Origin of the sequence: Streptomyces mashuensis (assembly GCF_014654785.1) — a bacterium.
Classification (GTDB): Bacteria; Actinomycetota; Actinomycetes; order Streptomycetales; family Streptomycetaceae; genus Streptomyces; species Streptomyces mashuensis.
Window position 1 is genome coordinate 920224 of the sequence record NZ_BNBD01000001.1, and the last position, 17967, is coordinate 938190.

Sequence of the window (17967 nt, forward strand, 5' to 3'; positions counted from 1 at the left end):
CCCACCGCCCGGGGCGCGGACCCCGAGGAAGGCATGCCGTGATCCTTCTCCTGTCGACGTCCGACACCGACCTGCTCAGTGCCCGTGCGGCCGGCGGCCCCGTGCCCTACCGGCTTGCCAACCCCGCCCGGCTGCCGCTCGAGGACCTCCCGGCGCTGCTGGAGGGCACCGACCTCGTCGTCGTCCGCCTCCTCGGTGGCGTCCGCGCCTGGCAGGAGGGGCTCGACCAGCTGCTCGCCGGCCCCCGGCCCGTCGTCGTCCTCACCGGCGAACAGGCCCCCGACGCCCAGCTGATGGAACACTCCACCGTGCCCATCGGCATCGCCGCCGAGGCGCACGCCTACCTCGCCCACGGCGGCCCCGCCAACCTCGAACAGCTCGCGCGTTTCCTCTCCGACACCGTGCTGCTCACCGGCCACGGCTTCGAGCCGCCCGCCGCCGCCCCCACCTGGGGCGAGCTGGAGCGCGCGGCCAAGCGCTCCGGGGACGGCCCCCTCGTCGCCGTGCTCTACTACCGCGCCCACCACATGAGCGGCAACACCGCCTTCGTCGACGCCCTGTGCGGCGCGATCGAGGACGCCGGCGGCCGTGCCAAGCCGCTGTACGTCGCCTCCCTGCGCGCCCCCGAGCCCGAGCTCGTCGACGCGCTGCGCGACGCCGACGCCATCGTCACCACCGTGCTCGCCGCGGGCGGCACCCGCCCCGCCGACGCCTCCGCCGGCGGCGACGACGAGTCCTGGGACGCCGGCGCCCTCGCCGCCCTCGACGTGCCCGTCCTCCAGGCCCTGTGCCTGACCGGGCCGCGCAGCGCCTGGGAGGAGAACGACGAGGGCCTCTCCCCGCTGGACGCCGCCACGCAGGTGGCCGTGCCCGAGTTCGACGGGCGCATCATCACCGTCCCCTTCTCCTTCAAGGAGACCGACGAGGACGGCCTGCCCGCCTACGTCGCCGACCCCGAGCGGGCCGCCCGCGTCGCCGGCATCGCCGTGCGCCACGCGCTGCTGCGCCACGTACCGCCCGCGGAGAAGCGCCTCGCGCTCGTCCTCTCCGCCTACCCCACCAAGCACTCCCGCATCGGCAACGCCGTCGGCCTCGACACCCCCGCCAGCGCCGTCGCCCTGCTGCGCCGGCTGCGCGCCGAGGGCTACGACTTCGGCGACGAGGCCACCGAACCCGTGCCCGGGCTGGCCTCCGGCGACGGCGACGAACTCATCTACGCCCTCATCGAGGCCGGCGGCCACGACCAGGAGTGGCTGACCGAGGAGCAGCTCGCCCGCAACCCCGTCCGCATCCCCGCCGCCGACTACAAGCGCTGGTACGCCACGCTGCCGCAGGAGCTGCGCGACGCCGTCGAGGAGCACTGGGGCCCGCCGCCGGGCGAGATGTTCGTCGACCGCAGCCGCAACCCCGAGGGCGACATCGTGCTGGCGGCCCTGCGCCGCGGCAACCTGCTGATCCTCATCCAGCCGCCGCGCGGCTTCGGCGAGAACCCCATCGCCATCTACCACGACCCGGACCTACCGCCCTCCCACCACTACCTCGCCGCCTACCGGTGGATCGCCGCCCCGCAGGAGGACGGCGGCTTCGGCGCCCACGCCATGGTCCACCTCGGCAAGCACGGCAACCTGGAGTGGCTGCCCGGCAAGAACGCCGGCTTGTCCGCCGCCTGCGGCCCCGACGCCGCCCTCGGCGACCTGCCGCTGGTCTACCCCTTCCTCGTCAACGACCCGGGCGAGGGCACCCAGGCCAAGCGGCGCGCCCACGCCACGCTCGTCGACCACCTCGTCCCGCCCATGGCCCGCGCCGACTCGTACGGCGACATCGCGCGCCTGGAGCAGCATCTCGACGAGTACGCGCAGATCTCCGCGATGGACCCGGCCAAGCTGCCCGCCATCCGCGCCCAGATCTGGACGCTCATCCAGGCCGCCCGGCTCGACCACGACCTGGGCCTGGCGGACCGCCCCGACGACGACGGCTTCGACGATTTCCTCCTGCACGTCGACGGCTGGCTGTGCGAGGTGAAGGACGCCCAGATCCGCGACGGTCTGCACGTCCTGGGCACCGCCCCGGCCGGCCCCGAGCGCGTCAACCTCGTCCTGTCCATCCTCCGCGCCCGGCAGATCTGGGGCGGCACGACCGCCCTGCCCGGCCTGCGCGAGGCGCTCGGCCTGGACGAGTCCGCCGCGACGCGCACGACGGCCGACGAGGCCGAGGCGCGCGCCCGCGCGCTGGTCGAGGCCATGGAGGAGGCCGGCTGGGACCCGGCGGCGGTCGACCGCGTCGCGGCGGGCCACCCCGAACAGGTCGCGGCCGTCCTCGCCTTCGCCGCCCGCGAGGTCGTCCCCCGCCTGTCCGCCACGACCGACGAGCTCGACCACGCCGTGCACGCCCTGGCCGGCGGCTTCGTCCCGGCCGGCCCCTCCGGCTCGCCGCTGCGCGGCCTCGTCAACGTCCTGCCGACGGGCCGCAACTTCTACTCCGTCGACCCCAAGGCCGTCCCCAGCCGCCTCGCCTGGGAGACCGGCCAGGCCCTGGCCGACTCCCTGCTGGACCGCTACCGCACGGACAACGGCCGCTGGCCCGAGTCGGTGGGCCTGTCCCTGTGGGGCACGAGCGCGATGCGCACGGCGGGCGACGACGTGGCGGAGGCGCTGGCGCTGCTGGGCGTCCGCCCGGTGTGGGACGAGGCGTCGCGCCGGGTGACGGGCCTGGAGCCCGTCCCGCTCGCGGAACTGGGCCGCCCCCGCATCGACGTCACCCTCCGCATCAGCGGCTTCTTCCGCGACGCGTTCCCGCACGTCATCGGCCTGCTCGACGACGCGGTACGGCTCGTGGCAGCGCTCGACGAGGCGCCGGAGGACAACCACGTCCGCGCCCACGCCCAGGCCGACCTGCGGGAACACGGCGACGAACGCCGCGCCACCACCCGTATCTTCGGCTCCCGCCCCGGCACGTACGGCGCCGGCCTGCTCCAGCTCATCGACAGCCGCGACTGGCGCACCGACGCCGACCTCGCCGAGGTCTACACCGTCTGGGGCGGCTACGCGTACGGCCGCGGCCTCGAAGGCCGCCCCGCCCGCGCCGAGATGGAGTCCGCGTACCGCCGCATCGCGGTCGCCGCGAAGAACACCGACACGCGCGAGCACGACATCGCCGACTCGGACGACTACTTCCAGTACCACGGCGGCATGGTCGCCACCGTCCGCGCCCTGCGCGGCACCGCCCCCGAGGCGTACATCGGCGACTCCACCCGCCCCGAAACGATCCGCACCCGCACCCTCGTCGAGGAGACCTCCCGCGTCTTCCGCGCCCGCGTGGTCAACCCCCGCTGGATCGAGGCCATGCGCCGCCACGGCTACAAGGGCGCCTTCGAACTGGCCGCCACCGTCGACTACCTCTTCGGCTACGACGCCACCACCAACGTCGTCCCCGACTGGATGTACGACAAGCTCGCCCAGACGTACGCCCTGGACCCGGAGAACCGCGCCTTCCTCCAGGAGGCCAACCCCTGGGCCCTGCACGGCATCGCCGAACGCCTCCTGGAGGCGGAGAGCCGCGGCATGTGGGCCAAGCCGGACCCGCAGACGCTGGACGCGCTGCGGGAGGTCTTCCTGGAGACGGAGGGCGACCTGGAGGGCGGCGCCGAGTGACGCGGCGCGGGGCCCGGACGGGTGGCGGCACCGCCACCCGTCCGGGCCCCGCGCCCAGCGGCTGTCAGAAGCCGTAGCTGTGCACGACGTCCGACCACGCCTCCAGCCTGACCACGGCGGTGTCGCCCTCGTAGCATGCGGAACTCGGCCGTGTAGCCGGCGTAGGACTCCTCCCGGCACTTCGCGCCGGAGGCGTCCTCCGGCAGCGTCCCGCCCGCGCGCTGCACGACCTTCGTGCAGGGCACGCCGTGCGGGGCGAACGTCGCCCACAGGCCGTAGGACAGGCCTTTGTCCGTCCTTGGCCCGGTGTTTTGAGGCTGCGGCTCCGCTTTCCATAGGATCAGCCGATGATCACTAGGAAACGGCTGGCGGCGGGCGCGTGTGCCCTGTTCGTCGCCCTTGCCGGGGGAGTGGCGCCCGCGAGCGCCGCCGACGGGCCCCCGAAGGACTCGCCCAAGGTCGAACTCGTCCTCGACGTCAGCGGGTCGATGAAGGCGCGGGACGTCGACGGGCAGTCGCGCATGGACGCCGCCAAGCAGGCGTTCAACGAGGTCATCGACTCCGTGCCGCAGGGCGTGCGGCTCGGCATCCGGACGCTCGGCGCGACGTACGCCGGGGAGGACAAGGCCCTCGGCTGCCGCGACAGCGAGCAGCTGTACCCGGTCGGGGCCGTGAACCGGACCGAGGCCAAGAACTCCGTGGCCCGGTTGCAGCCGACCGGCTGGACGCCCATCGGCTACGCGCTGCGCGGCGCGGACAAGGACCTGGACGTCGGGGGCGGCACCCGGCGGATCGTGCTGATCACCGACGGTGAGGACTCCTGCGGGCAGCCCGACCCGTGCGACGTGGCGCGCGAACTCGCCGCCAAGGGCACGCACCTGACCGTCGACACGCTCGGCCTCGCCGCGGACGACAAGACGCGCGAGCAGCTCAGCTGCATCGCCGAGGCCACCGGCGGCACGTACACCACCGTCCACCACACCAAGGAACTGTCGGGGCGCGTCAAGCAGTTGGTCAAGCGCGCCGAGACGCCCGTGGAGACGCCGCGGCCCACGCAGGGCGGCAACGCCTGCGCGACCGCGCCCGAGATCGGCGCCGGCATCTGGACCGACCGCGAGACGTTCGGCGAGCACCGCTGGTACAAGGTCAAGGTCAAGCCCGGCCAGGAGCTGCGGGCCTCGGTGAGCGTCGCCGCGGACCGGGCCGTCGAGCGCGACTACGGCGTGCTCGTACGGGCCGTGGGCGAGGGCGGGCAGGAGCTCGTCCGGGGCTCCGACGCCGGCAGCGGGCGCACCGACGTCATCGCGTCCGGGCTGCGCCACCCCGTGTACCGGGCCGAGAAGGACGACACGCGGGCCCGCACCGTGTGCCTGGAGGTGTCGCAGTCCTTCGCCGCGCCGCCGTCCGTCAAGCGTGACCCCGGCCTGCCCGTCGAGCTGGCCGTCGACGTGGTCAAGGGCCCCGACAACCCGTCGGACCTGGCGGCCTTCGGGCTCGGCCGGGGCTGGGTGCTGCTGCTCGTGCTGGGCGGCACCGGGCTGCTCGCCGGTCTGCTGTTCGGCTGGCTGGCCCGCTGGCGGGTCGCCGTGTGGAGGGAGAACTGATGCGGTTCACCAGGATCACCAGGACGCTGGGCGGCCTGTTGCTGGCCGGGGCCGCGCTCGCCGTCCCGGCCGCGCCGGCCGTCGCCGACGACGAGAAGCCGGCGCCCACCGAGGCCGGCACCGCCTTCCGCACCGCGGTCGCGATCGAGCAGGGGCAGAAGGCCACCGCCGACGCCTCCACGGGCGACTACCTGTACTGGCAGTTCCCGGCCGGTGCCGGGCAGCAGCCCACGGTGAAGGCCACCGTCACGCTGCCCGAGGCGAGCACGCGCAACGGCGACGCCACGTGGCGGCTCGACGTCTTCGACGGGCTGCGCCGCCGCCAGGCGTGCAGCTCGGGCGAGCCGCTGCGGCGCGCGGCGCGCGAGGACGCCTCGGTGACGCTCACGTGCACGCTGCGGACCGTGCGGCCGTGGGCCGAGAAGTGGTCCAACGACCCGCTGCCGGGCGCCTACTACGTACGGCTCACCGTCGGTGACGCACCCGACCGCGACATGGGCCTGCCGGTGAAGGCCGAGGTGGAGGCCACCGCCGAGGACGCCGGCGGGGCGCGGGCGGAGGGCGGGTCGCTGGGCGCGCCGCTGCACGCCAAGGCCGTCGCCGAGCCGGAGGACGGCTGGGACGGCAGCTGGTGGTCCGGCCGCTGGGGCTGGACGCTGGGCGGCGCGGTGCTGTGCGCGCTCGCTGCTGTCGGCGGTTACACGCTGACGCGGCACCCGCGGCGCCGGTGACCCGGCCGTAGGGGGAGGGGCGGCACCCGCGACGGGTGCCGCCCCTCCGTCATGTCAGTCGCCTTCCTCCACTGCCTGGCGGTACAGGGCCAGCAGGTCGTCGGTGAAGTAGGAGCTGTACGAGATGTCCGGCGTGTCGCCCCCGGTGTGGTAACCGCCGATGACGCCGATCACCGACCAGCCGCTGCTGCCCGGTCCGCGGACGAGGAAGGGGCCGCCCGACGTGCCGCCCACGTAGCCGGCGCAGGCGATCTCCAGGAAGTCGCCCGGGGCGCCGGGGTCGGTGCTGGTGTAGCGGTGGGTGGAGGAGGTGCAGTCGAGCGGCTTGGGGTACGTGGTGTCGCTGTTGCCCGGGTAACCGACGAGGCGGACGCGGTCGTGGGTGTAGCCGGGGCGGATCGCCAGCTTGTAGGCGCCCACCGCCCGCTGCACGGTGCGGCCGTCGGCGCGCGGCCCGAGGCGCACCACCGCGAAGTCCCAGCGCGCGCCCTTGCCGGTGCCGAGGTCGTAGTACCGCTGGTCGATGTGGATGGCGCGGACGGGGAAGACGCCGTGCGGCTTGAGGCCGTCGTGGTACTGCGGCACGAACGAGAACTGTTTCTTCGGGTCGGGGGAGCGCAGGCAGTGGGCGGCGCTGACCGCGAGGTCGCCGTGCGGGCTGCGGACGACCGTACCGCCGCAGAAGCGGCCGGTGTTGTGGCCGTCCGTCCAGAAGAACGTGCCGACCTGGGGGAGCCCGTTGAAGGGGTGGCTGGGCGGCACGGGCCCGGCCGGGCGCGCCCCGGGGCGCTCGGTGCCCTCGGCGGGGCGCGCGGCAAGCATGCGCGCGGGGGTCCAGTACGCGTCGGCGGTGAGGGCCTCGCGTTCCTCGCGTACCTCACGTACCCCACCGCCGGCCGCCGCCGCGGGGACGGGGGCCGCCAGGCCCAGAAGGGCCGTGGCGGCCAGCAGGGCGGCGGCCAGAAGGGCCGGCACGGAGCCGGTCCTGGGTCTGTGCATGGTGCCTCCTCGGGCTGGTGCGCGTGAGCGGTGTGGAGGTCGTGCCCCGTGAGCGTGCCATCGACCCCTCGGGTTGTCAGGGGCAGGCGCTAGCCTGGTCGCGCAGGAGGGGGAACGTCCGCAGGGCGGACGCGAGGGAGGGAGTTCCGTCATGGTCGATCCGGTGTCGCTCGACGCCGTCACCACCGCGGTCTCGGCCGCGGCGGGGGCCGCGGGCACGGAAGCGGGCCGCCAGGTGTGGGGCGGGCTGGTACGGCTCGCCCGCCGCGCCGCCGGCCGGGGTGGCCCCGAGGAGGAGCCGGCGGACCTGGCACCGCTGCCGTCCGACCCGGCCGACGCCACCCAGGTCCAGGCCCTGGCTGCCCTCGTCTTCGGCCGCGCCTTCCAGGACCCGGACTTCGCCGCCGAGTTCCGCAGCTGGGCAGAGCAGGCCCGCACGGTCGTGTCGGTGGGCGAGGGCGCCGTCACCAACATCGTCTCGGGCCGGGCGAGGACGGTGCTCCAGGGTCGCGACTTCAAGGACGTGCACCTGGGGCCGTGACGGCCGCCGGGGCCGGGGCTGCGGCCGCGCCCCTCGCCTCAACTCCCGGTTAAGTCCTTCACGAGCCCGTTACCCGCAGCGGGCTAGTGCTCGTCGTTGTGCCGTGACAGGATGCCCCTCGCGGCCGTGCCGGCTTAACTGGCCGTGAGGTACCGCGCGGAACGGCGATGGGACGGGGCGATGGCAGTCGGGGGGGACAGGCCGGCTCGTGACGTGAGCAGTCCGCTCGCGGAGCGGCTCAACTACCTGTTCGCGAACATGCACCCGCCGGGCGCGCCCTACACCAACGGGCACGTGGCCGAGGAGATCAGCCGAGGGGAGGAGTACGGCGACGTCACCCTCACCGAGCAGTACCTGTCGATGCTGCGCAACGGCAGGCGCGTCAACCCCAGCCCCGACGTGCTGCGGGCCCTGGCGAAGTTCTTCGCCGTGCCCGTCGGCTATCTGATGGGCGACCTGTCGGCCGGCCAGGCCGCGCGGGTCGAGGAGGAGGTCCGGTTCCTGGTCGCCATGCGCGACCAGCGGGTACGGGCCATCGCCCTGCGGTCGGTGGGCCTGCCGCCGGAGGTGCAGGACAGCCTGACCACCATCATCGGCCAGTTCCGGCAGCAGATGAACCTGCCGGCGGACCCGCAGGACGCGGGAGGTGAGGTCCGCCCGTGACCCTGGCGACGGACGACCGGCTCTTCACGTACTGGCGGCGTACCGAGGACGAGGACGGTGCAAGCATGCGGGTGGGGCGCATCCGGCGGCGCTGCAAGCAGCTCATCCACGAGCTCGCCCTGCCCGCCGCCACCGACCTGCCGGGCCTGTGCCGTGTCGTCGCCGCCCGCGTGGGCCGGCCCATCCACCTCGTCCCGATGAGCCTGGACGGCGTCGTCTCCGGCATGACGGCCACCACCGACGACGCCTACTGGGTGGTCTACGAGCAGAAGACCTCGCCCTGGCACCAGGTGCACATCGTGCTGCACGAGATCGGCCACCTGCTGCTCGGCCACGACCAGGACCCCGCCGTCACCGAGGACGCGCTGAAGGTGTGGACGCCGTCGGTCGACGTGGCCACCGCCATGCGCCGCCTGGGCCTCACCATGGGCCTCGCCCGCCACCACTGCTACGACAACCTCACCGAGCGCGAGACGGAGATCCTCGGCACCCTCCTCATGGAGAAGGTCGTACCGTCGCCGCCCGGCGAGGACGAGCCGCTGGAGGGCCGCGCCGCCGAACTCGCCGCGTCCCTCGGCCCCGCCCTCCAGCACGTGCGGCAGCAGATCCGGGAGGGAGGCGGAACGGATGTTCTTTGACGTCCTCTACCTCACCTTCTCCGCCGTCACCTGGTGCATCGTCGGCTACAAGGCCCGCGCCTGGTTCCGTGACCGCGGCAACGTCGACCTCGGCCTGACCGCCCTGATGGCCTGTGGCGTGCCCGTCGTCTTCCTCTTCTCCGCGCCGAGTGTCTACCGCGCCTTCGACCGCCTGACCGGCGTCGCCAACCTGGCCATGGTGGTCCTCTACTCGGCCGTCGTGCTCTTCGCCGCCGGCGCCACCGTGCTGCTGCTCCGCTGGACGCACCGCGGCGACGACGCGGCGTCCGACGCCCGCGCCGCCCGCCGCGCCCGCCTCGCCATCGGCGCCGTCGCCCTCGCCTGGACCACGGCCGTCGTCTGCTTCGCGGTCGGCCGTCCGGACGAGGTCGAGCACCCCCGCGACTTCAGCACCGCGTACGCGGACGCGCCCGGAGTGGTTGCTTTCCTGGTGCTGTATCTGGCCATTTTCGGCAGCAGCCTCGCCGGGCTCGGCGTGCTCTGCCCGCGCTACGCCCGCCAGCTGGGCCGCACCTGGCTCGCCACCGGGCTCCGCACCCTGGCCGCGGGCTGCTGGCTGGGCCTGCTGTACTGCGCCTGCAAGCTCGCCGGCTTCGTCCTCACGTGGGCCGGCACCGACGTCTACTGGCTGTCCAACGGGGTCGCGCCGATGAGCGCCTCGGTGGCCGCGCTGCTCGTCCTGCTCGGCTTCACCCTGCCCGCCGTCGGCCCCCGCGCCGCGGCCTGGCGCCGGCTGCGCCGCCTCGACCCGCTGTGGCGCGAGGTCACGGCACACGCCCCGGAAGTCACCATCGAGGAGTCCCGCTGGCGCGCCGGCTGGGCCGTCCGCTGGCCGCTGGCCGACGTCGAGTGGCGGGCCAACCGGCAGATGGCGGAGATCCGCGACATCCAGCGCGGCGTCCGCCGCCACGTGGAACCGGCCGCGCTGGACATCGCCCGCGAGAAGGCCCGCGCCGCCGCCCTCGACGAGCGCCGCACGGCCGCCGTCGTGGAGGCCGCCGCCCTCCGCCGGGGCCTGGCCAACCAGGTCACCGGACACCTGGCGGCACCGCACGCCGACAGCGTCGTCGTCACCTTCAGCTCCGACCCGGCCGAGGAACACGAACACCTGGCACGCGTCGCCGACGTCTACCACGACCCACTGGTCGACGCGGTGCTCACCGAACTGCGCCAACTGACCGCGGCACGCCGTCCCTGACGGCGCGCGGCCCGGACGAGGCGGCCCTGGACGGGGGTCACGGCCGCCTGCGACACCGGCCGGCGCCGGGTGCGCCGGAACCACCACGGTTCCGGTCCACCCGGCGCCGCCAGTGCGACCGCCGGCCGACCGGAACCCCCGTCTAGAGTGCGGAACCATGCAGCCCATCGATGCCGCGTCCCGCGCCGAGTCCGTCGCCGAGTCCCTCGTCACCGACCCGCACGGCACCCTCGCCGCGCTCCGCGAGGAGTCCCCGGTGCACCGCATCACCGGCCCCGACGGCAGGCCCGCCTGGCTCGTCACCCGCCACGGCGACGTCCGCAGCGCCCTGGCCGACCCCCGGTTCTCGCTCGACAAGCGCAACGCCCTGCCGGGCCACTACAGCGGCTTCTCGCTGCCCCCGGCGCTGGACGCCAACCTGCTCAACATGGACCCGCCCGACCACACCCGGGTGCGCCGCCTGGTGGTCCGGGCGTTCACGCCCGGCCGCGTGGAGAAGCTGCGCGGCCCGGTGCGCGCGATCGCCGACGGGCTGCTCGACGCCGTCGAGCCCGGGGGCCGCACCGACCTGCTCACCACGTACGCGGGCCGGCTGCCGCTGATCGTCATCTGCGAACTGCTGGGCGTCCCCGAGGAGGACCGGCCCGACTTCCGGTCGTGGGTCGACGCGCTGCTCACGCCCGACCCGGAGCGGCCCCACCTGATGAAGGAGGCCGTGGTCGCGATGACACGGTTCTTCACCGGCCTGGTGGAGCGCAAGCGGGCCGAGCCCGCCGACGACCTGCTCTCCGACCTGGTACGGGTACGGGACGACGAGGGGGAGGACGGGAAGGACGGGGAGGAGGGGGACGGCCGGGGCCTGTCGCGGGACGAGCTGACCTCACTGGCCTTCCTCGTCGTCCTCGCCGGCTACGAACCCACGGTCCACCTCATCGGCAACACCGTACTGGCCCTGCTGGACCGGCCCGCCCTGCTGCGCCGGGTGCGTACGGATCCGGACGGACTCGCGGCGGCCGTGGACGAGGTCAACCGGTGGGACGGGCCCTACCCGATGGCGATCCGGCGGTTCCCGGTCGAGGACGTGGAGATCGGCGGGGTGACCGTGCCCAAGGGCGAGACGGTGCTGCTGTCGCTGGCCGCGGCCAACCGCGACCCGCGCCGGTTCCCCGAGCCGGACCGCCTCGACCTGGACCGGGACCGGTCGGGGCACCTGGCGATGGGCCACGGCATCCACCACTGCCTGGCGGCGCCGCTGGCCCGGATGGAGGCCGTGATCGCGCTCGAGGTGCTGCTGAACCGCTTCGAGAAGCTGGAACTCGACGTTCCGCGGGCGGAGCTGAGGTGGCGTCCGAGCATGCGCGCACGTGGCTTGATTTCGCTCCCTGTCCGCTGGTAATCGGCAAAGCGAACAGGTTTTTGGTGCATGACCCATCCTTGATGCGGTAGAACTGTTCTGAGCCCGCCCGGTGTGCATCCCCCGTCGCACCGGGCGGGCCTTCGCCGTCACAGCGTTCTCAGGCGCTCTGCGGCGCGGCGGCTCAGCCGCTGCCCGGCGGGAACTTCAGCAGGACCACCGCCGCGAGCATCTGGAAGCTCACCGATGCCGCCGCCCGGTGCGTGGGCAGGTGGTGCTGGCCCCGGATGAGCAGGGTGGCGAGCGCGCAGCCGAAGGCGGCCGTCACCGAGGCCGCCGCCCGCACGGGCACCGAGCCGGCCGGCAGGAAGGTGTCCAGCAGCAGCCGCGGCAGGTCGGAGGTCCAGAACAGCACCACGAACACGCTCGCGGTCGGCCCGAAGCGGCCGTTGCCGCCCAGGCGGCGCGCGATGGCGTGGGTCGCGGCGCCCAGCAGCACGCTCGCCAGCAGCATCACCGCCGAACCGATCCCCAGTGCCTCCAGCGCCAGCACGGGGCTGACCCCCCACTGGGTCCAGAAGGAGTCGTGGCCCAGGGTGCCGAGCGCCCCGCACAGCATCGACAGGAACGCCGCCGCGCCCCACGCACTGCGGTCCCGCAGCTCGTCGAGCACCTCCACGGGCCGGTACCACAGCCCGAATATGAGGCGGTGCCAGAGCAGCCGGCGCGGCTTGGCGGCAGGGGCGGGCGGGGGAACGGAGGTGGTCACGGGCATGGGTGCCGTTCTATCACCGACCGGGCGGGCGGAAGGATTCCGGTCCGGGCCCCGACCGGGCCCGGACCGCCGACGGCCGTTCCCCCGCCCGTCCCTCACGGTCCGTCAGGCGGGCGCCGGCGCCCCGGTGCCGGGGTCAGTCCCCGCCCCCGGCCGGCCGTCCCTGGGCCCGTCCTCCGGGCCATGAGCATCCGGGCCGTCCGCATCCGGGTCGGCCCCGTGCAGGTACTCCTCGCTGATCTCCCGCGGCCCGAACGGCCACACCTTCTCGTACGCCGCCCACAGCACGAACGCCACACAGCCCGCGCCCACCCACGCCAGCGACCACTCGATGGGGTGCTGCCCCGGCGCGCTGCGGTCCGCGTACCCGTAGATGACCAGCCAGCCCACCAGCGCCACCAGGCTCGGCAGCGGGTAGAGCCACATCCGGTACGGGCGGCGCAGCGCCGGCTGGCGGCGGCGCAGCACCGTCACGGCCACCACCTGGGCGAGCGCCTGCACGATCACCATCACCGTCATCAGCAGCTGGATGATGGTGGCCAAGCTCGTATGACGCCCGATCAGGAAGCCCGCGCCGCCGATGACGCCCATCGTCACCAGCGGCAGCACCGGGAAGCGGTGCCGGGGGTGCAGGGTGCCGAAGGAGCGGAAGAAGACCTTCTCGCGGGCGGCGTCGTACGGCACCCGGGAGCCGCCGAGCAGCCCCGTCAGCAGCGAGGCGAAGGCGGTGACGAGGATCAGCCCCGTGACGACCTGCGCGGCGCCCTTGCCCCAGGTGCGTTCCAGCACGGCCGAGGCCACGGACGTGGCGGCCACCGACTCCGGCTCCAGCATCTCCCGCCAGTTCACCACGCCCAGCGTGCCGATCTGGAGCAGCAGGTAGATCACCATGATGCCGAGGATGGACAGGACGATGGCGCGGGGCAGAGTACGGCCCGGCTGCTTGATCTCGGCCCCCATGTACGCGGCGGTGTTGTAGCCGCCGTAGTCGTAGACGCCGATGGTCAGGCCCGCCGCGAACCCCGTCCAGAACGTCTGCGTGGTCAGCGCGAACGCGCCGTCGGGGTAGTCGAAGGCGAGCCCCGGGTCGAAGTGGGTGAAGGCGGCCACGATGACGAGCACCACGGAGAGGATCATCACGCCCCACAGGACGGCGGCGATCCGCGCGATGTTCTCCACCCGCCGCCACAGCAGCAGCACCACCGCCGCCAGCAGCACCAGCCCCGTGACGTCACCCTGCCCCGGGGTCATCGACGGCCACAGGTAGCGCAGGTAGTCCACGAAGCCGACGACGCCGCTGGCCATGGCCAGCGGGATGAACAGCATCGCCGTCCAGACGAACAGGAACGGCATCAGCCGCCCGGTGCGGTACTGGAACGCCTGCCGCAGATAGACGTAACTGCCGCCCGCGCCCGGCAGCGAGGCGCCCAGCTCCGCCCAGACCAGCCCGTCCGCCAGCGCCAGCACCGCGCCCGCCACGAATCCGGTCACGGCCTGCGGCCCACCGAACGCCGCCACCATGAGGGGGATGGTGATGAAGGGCCCGATGCCGCACATCTGGCTCATGTTGATGGCCGTCGCCTGGAACAGCCCGATGCGGCGCACGAACGTCACGCGCCGCTCCGGCCCCTCCGGCCCATCCGGCTCCCGCGGTCCGTGCCGCATGCCCGCTGTGCGCTCTGCCATGGCGGTCAGCCCTTCTGACGGTCCCTCTGGTCGGGGTTCGTCGCATTGTCGCCCCTCACCCCGCTCCCGGACACGGAAGACGTGCGTTCCGCTTGACCTAGACTCGGCGCGTACGGCACCTCTCGTGACAACCCGGGACACCGGCCCGCGGTGAGACCGGCGGAGAAGAGCACCCATGCACCACCCGGCACCCGCCCACCCCGCCCACCCGGCGCATCCCGCCGGCCCCGCGCACGACCCGTACGTACGGGTCCGCGGCGCCCGCGAGCACAACCTCAAGGCCGTCGACGTCGACGTCCCCCGCGACGCCCTCGTCGTCTTCACCGGCGTCTCCGGCTCCGGCAAGTCCTCCCTGGCCTTCGGCACCCTCTACGCCGAGGCCCAGCGCCGCTACCTGGAGTCCGTCGCCCCTTACGCGCGCCGCCTCATCCACCAGGCCGGCGCACCCGCCGTCGCGGAGGTCACCGGGCTGCCGCCGGCCGTCGCCCTGGAACAGCGCCGCTCCGCACCCACCTCGCGGTCCTCCGTCGGCACGGTCACCACCCTCTCCAACGCGCTGCGCATGCTCTTCTCCCGCGCCGGCACCTACCCGCCGGGCGCGCCCCGCCTCGACTCCGACGCCTTCTCGCCCAACACCGCCACCGGCGCGTGCCCCGAGTGCCACGGCCTGGGCCGCGTCCACGAGGTCACCGAGGACTCCCTCGTCCCCGACCCGTCCCTCAGCATCCGGGAGGGCGCGATCGCCGCCTGGCCGGGCGCCTGGCAGGGCAAGAACCTCCGCGACATCCTCGACACCCTCGGCCACGACGTCGACCGGCCCTGGCGCGACCTGCCGCAGGCCGACCGCGAGTGGATCCTCTTCACCGACGAGCAGCCCGTCGTCACCGTCCACCCCGTGCGCGAGGCCGGCCGCATCCAACGCCCCTACCAGGGCACCTACATGAGCGCCCGCCGGTACGTGCTGCACACCTTCGCCGAGTCGAAGAGCGCGGCCCTGCGCGCCCGCGCCGAGCGGCACCTCGTCAGCCGGCCGTGCCGCGCCTGCGGCGGCAAGCGGCTGCGCCCCGAGGCCCTGGCCGTCACGTACGCCGGCAAGGACATCGCCGAGCTCGCCGCACTGCCCCTGGCCGCGCTCGCCGGCGTCGTGCGCCCCGCCGAGGGGACCGACGGGCCCGCCGCGGCCCTCGCCCACGACCTGCTGGCCCGCATCGAGGTCCTCACCGAGCTCGGCCTGGGCTACCTCAGCACCGACCGGCCCACCCCCACCCTCTCCGCCGGCGAGCTCCAGCGGCTCCGGCTGGCCACCCAGCTGCGCTCCGGCCTGTTCGGCGTCGTCTACGTCCTCGACGAGCCGTCGGCGGGGCTGCACCCGGCCGACAGCGCCGCGCTGCTCACCGTCCTGGACCGGCTCAAGGCGGCCGGCAACTCCCTCTTCGTCGTCGAGCACCACATGGAGCTCGTGCGGCACGCCGACTGGATCGTCGACGTCGGCCCCCGGGCGGGCGAGCACGGCGGCCGCGTCCTGTACAGCGGCCCGGTCGAGGGGCTGGCCGGCGTCACGGAGTCCGCCACGCGCCGCTATCTCTTCCCGGACGGCGGCCCCCGCCCGGAGCCCCGCGCCCCGCGTACCCCCACCGGAACGGTGCGCCTGCGCGGCATCACCCGGCACAACCTCCGCGGCCTCGACGTCGACGTGCCGCTCGGCGTCCTCACCGCCGTCACCGGCGTGTCCGGCTCGGGCAAGTCCACGCTCGTCGGCGACGTGCTCGCCGAGACCGTCGCCGCGCACGTGGAGGGGCGCCGGCCCGCGGTGGCCGCCGAGGGCCTGGCGGCCCTGGGCCGCCTGGTCCGCGTCGACCAGAAGCCCATCGGCCGCACGCCGCGCTCCAACCTCGCCACCTACACCGGCCTGTTCGACGCGGTCCGCAAGGTCTTCGCCGCCACCGACGAGGCCCGCGCCCGCGGCTACGGCGCCGGCCGGTTCTCCTTCAACGTGCCCGGCGGGCGCTGCGAGACCTGCCAGGGCGAGGGCTTCGTCGCCGTCGAACTGCTCTTCCTGCCCGGCACGTACGCGCCGTGCGCCGACTGCGGCGGCACCCGCTACAACGCGGAGACGCTGGAGGTCACGTACGAGGGCCGGACGATCGCCGAGGTGCTGGACCTGACCGTGGACGCCGCCGCGGACGCCCTCGCCGGCGTGCCCGGTGCCCGCCGCCCGCTGGGGGCCCTGCGCGACGTGGGCCTGGGCTATCTGCGGCTCGGCCAGCCCGCCACCGAGCTGTCCGGCGGCGAGGCGCAGCGCATCAAGCTCGCCGCCGAGCTCCAGCGCGGCCGCCGCGGCCACACCCTCTACGTCCTCGACGAGCCCACCACCGGCCTGCACCTGGCCGACACGGAGGTGCTGATGCGTCAGCTGCACGGTCTTGTGGACGCGGGCCACACCGTCGTGGTCGTGGAGCACGACATGGACGTGGTGGCCGGCGCCGACCACGTCCTGGACCTCGGCCCGGGTGGGGGCGATGCCGGAGGGCGCGTGGTCGCTTGCGGCACCCCGGCCGAGGTGGCGGTCGCCCCCGGGAGCGCCACGGCGCCGTACCTTGCGCGCGCCCTGGCGCGGTAGGGCGCCGCGGGGACGCCCATGGGGGCTCCCGGCGGCTTCCGGGCGCCTCCGGGAGCCGCCCCTGAGCCGTCCCGGAGCGGGACCCCGAACCGTCCCTGGAGTCGCCGCCGGGAGCTGCCCCCGCCGGCCGGTCCGCCGCTACGCTCGCAGTCAGGGCCCCACAGCCGGCCCGACACCCGGAATCCAGTCCCCAGCCCAGCCCCACCCCACTGGCCCGACGCACAGGACGGAGCACCATGACGCACGTTCTGATCATCGGCGGCGGCATCGCCGGACCCGTGACCGCGATGGCGCTGCGCCGGGCCGGCATCGAGGCGTCCGTCCACGAGGCGTACCCGCGCGGCGCCGACCGGGCCGGTGCCTTCCTCGTCCTCTTCGCCAACGGCCTGGCGGCCCTGGCCGCCATCGGCGCCGACGCCCCCGTGCTCGACCACTCGTTCCCCTCCGGCACGGTGGAGTACCTGGGCGACACCGGCCGCACCCTCGGCGTACGGCCGTTGGCCGGCGCCGGGCCGGACGGGACCGCCCCCCGCACCCTGCCGCGCGCCGTCCTGCACCGGGTGCTGCGCGAGGAGGCCGCCCGCCGCGGCATCCCGCTCGCGTACGGCAGGCGCCTCGTCGACGTCGTCCGCGGTCCGGGCGGCAAGGTCGTCGCGGTGTTCGCCGACGGCAGCCGCGCCGAGGGCGACCTGATCATCGGCGCCGACGGCCTCCACTCCCGCACCCGCAGGGTGCTCGACCCCGACGCCCCCCGCCCGCGCCACACCGGGCAGGTCACCGTCTGCGGCCGCACCCGCGCCCCCGGCCACGCCGCGCCGCCCGGCACGTACCGCATGATGTACGGCAAGCACGGCTTCTTCGGCCAGGTCACCGGCCCCGACGCCACCACCTACTGGTTCGCCAACCTGCCCGCCCCCGAGGTGCCCCGCGCCGCCCTCGCCGGGTACACGCCCGACCGCTGGCGGCGCCGCGTCACCGAGGCGTTCGCCGACGACGGCACGCCCGCCGCCGCGCTCGCCGCCGCCACCGGTGACGACATCGTCGGCATCAACGGCTACGACATCGCCTCCGTGCCCGTCTGGCACGACGACCGCACCGTGCTCGTCGGCGACGCCGCGCACGCCACCGCGCCCAACGCCGCGCAGGGCGCCTCCATGGCCATCGAGGACGGCGTCGTGCTCGCCCGCTGCCTGCGCGACCTGCCCGACGCCGGGCAGGCGTTCGCCGCGTACGAGAGGCTGCGCCGCGAGCGGGTGGAGCGGATCGTCGCCCTGAGCGCGGCCATGGCCGACCGCATCGTCCGTACGGAGGGGGAGCGGCGGGTCCGCGACGCCGAGGTGGAGCGGCGCCTCGCCGCCGACGCGCGCGACGCCCCGGACACCGACGGTTCCGCCGACTGGATCACCGGCTACCGCGTGGACTGGGAGGAGAAGGTGTGCTGACGAGCTGCCGCTGAAGTTGCCGCCGGGGCCGGGTGCGGCAGACTT

General features: G+C 74.6%; 13 protein-coding genes. 10 read left to right on the forward strand and 3 right to left on the reverse strand.

The genetic code is table 11. The annotated features are described in order from the left end of the window. Positions 1–38 precede the first annotated feature (38 nt). The 3 genes from cobN to IE305_RS03835 all read left to right on the forward strand — a co-directional run bounded on the left by cobN (position 39) and on the right by IE305_RS03835 (position 5985). Complete coding sequence (gene cobN / locus IE305_RS03825) at positions 39–3650, forward strand: cobaltochelatase subunit CobN (RefSeq protein WP_190127901.1); 3612 nt, start codon at positions 39–41, stop codon at positions 3648–3650. A 347-nt stretch (positions 3651–3997) separates the two neighbouring features. After that, positions 3998–5254, forward strand: a complete 1257-nt coding sequence (locus tag IE305_RS03830) for a VWA domain-containing protein (protein ID WP_190127902.1) — start codon at positions 3998–4000, stop codon at positions 5252–5254. Continuing rightward, positions 5254–5985, forward strand: a complete 732-nt coding sequence (locus tag IE305_RS03835) for a hypothetical protein (RefSeq protein ID WP_190127903.1) — start codon at positions 5254–5256, stop codon at positions 5983–5985. The genes IE305_RS03830 and IE305_RS03835 overlap by 1 nt, the downstream gene beginning before the upstream one ends. Before the next feature lie 54 nt (positions 5986–6039). Here the strand turns inward: IE305_RS03835 and IE305_RS03840 are convergent, their stop codons facing one another. Then, a complete protein-coding gene (locus tag IE305_RS03840; RefSeq protein WP_190127904.1) occupies positions 6040–6984 on the reverse strand; it encodes a trypsin-like serine protease in 945 nt (314 codons plus the stop codon). Between the two features lie 151 nt (positions 6985–7135). Here IE305_RS03840 and IE305_RS03845 point away from each other — a divergent pair, with 151 nt between their 5' ends. The 5 genes from IE305_RS03845 (at position 7136) to IE305_RS03865 (ending at position 11441) form a co-directional block, all read left to right on the forward strand. Then, positions 7136–7525 (forward strand): hypothetical protein, encoded by a 390-nt coding sequence (locus tag IE305_RS03845; protein WP_190127905.1) that lies wholly within the window; start codon positions 7136–7138, stop codon positions 7523–7525. A 213-nt stretch (positions 7526–7738) separates the two neighbouring features. Further along, positions 7739–8188: a helix-turn-helix domain-containing protein gene (locus IE305_RS03850; protein WP_373311506.1), complete on the forward strand. Its 450-nt coding sequence runs from the start codon at positions 7739–7741 to the stop codon at positions 8186–8188. Further along, on the forward strand, positions 8185–8826 hold the full coding sequence (locus tag IE305_RS03855; protein WP_190127907.1) for a hypothetical protein: 642 nt from the start codon (positions 8185–8187) through the stop codon (positions 8824–8826). The genes IE305_RS03850 and IE305_RS03855 overlap by 4 nt, the downstream gene beginning before the upstream one ends. Further along, the gene (locus IE305_RS03860; RefSeq protein ID WP_190127908.1) at positions 8816–10045 is read left to right on the forward strand and encodes an MAB_1171c family putative transporter; all 1230 of its coding nucleotides are present in this window, start codon (positions 8816–8818) and stop codon (positions 10043–10045) included. The genes IE305_RS03855 and IE305_RS03860 overlap by 11 nt, the downstream gene beginning before the upstream one ends. 157 nt (positions 10046–10202) lie before the next feature. After that, the gene (locus IE305_RS03865) at positions 10203–11441 is read left to right on the forward strand and encodes a cytochrome P450 family protein (RefSeq protein ID WP_190127909.1); all 1239 of its coding nucleotides are present in this window, start codon (positions 10203–10205) and stop codon (positions 11439–11441) included. A gap of 142 nt (positions 11442–11583) precedes the next feature. Here IE305_RS03865 and IE305_RS03870 read toward each other — a convergent pair whose 3' ends face one another. Together IE305_RS03870 and IE305_RS03875 are read right to left on the reverse strand one after the other, a co-directional pair. Further along, a complete protein-coding gene (locus tag IE305_RS03870; RefSeq protein WP_190127910.1) occupies positions 11584–12174 on the reverse strand; it encodes a YIP1 family protein in 591 nt (196 codons plus the stop codon). 105 nt (positions 12175–12279) lie between these two features. Next, positions 12280–13839, reverse strand: coding sequence for an APC family permease (locus tag IE305_RS03875; RefSeq protein WP_190128207.1), 1560 nt, complete (start codon positions 13837–13839; stop codon positions 12280–12282). A 196-nt stretch (positions 13840–14035) separates the two neighbouring features. Between IE305_RS03875 and IE305_RS03880 the strand changes: the two genes are divergently transcribed. Together IE305_RS03880 and IE305_RS03885 are read left to right on the forward strand one after the other, a co-directional pair. Beyond that, positions 14036–16480, forward strand: coding sequence for an excinuclease ABC subunit UvrA (locus IE305_RS03880; RefSeq protein ID WP_190127911.1), 2445 nt, complete (start codon positions 14036–14038; stop codon positions 16478–16480). A gap of 236 nt (positions 16481–16716) precedes the next feature. Then, entirely contained in the window at positions 16717–17922 is a 1206-nt protein-coding gene (locus IE305_RS03885; RefSeq protein ID WP_190127912.1) for an FAD-dependent monooxygenase, read from the forward strand. Positions 17923–17967 lie beyond the last annotated feature (45 nt).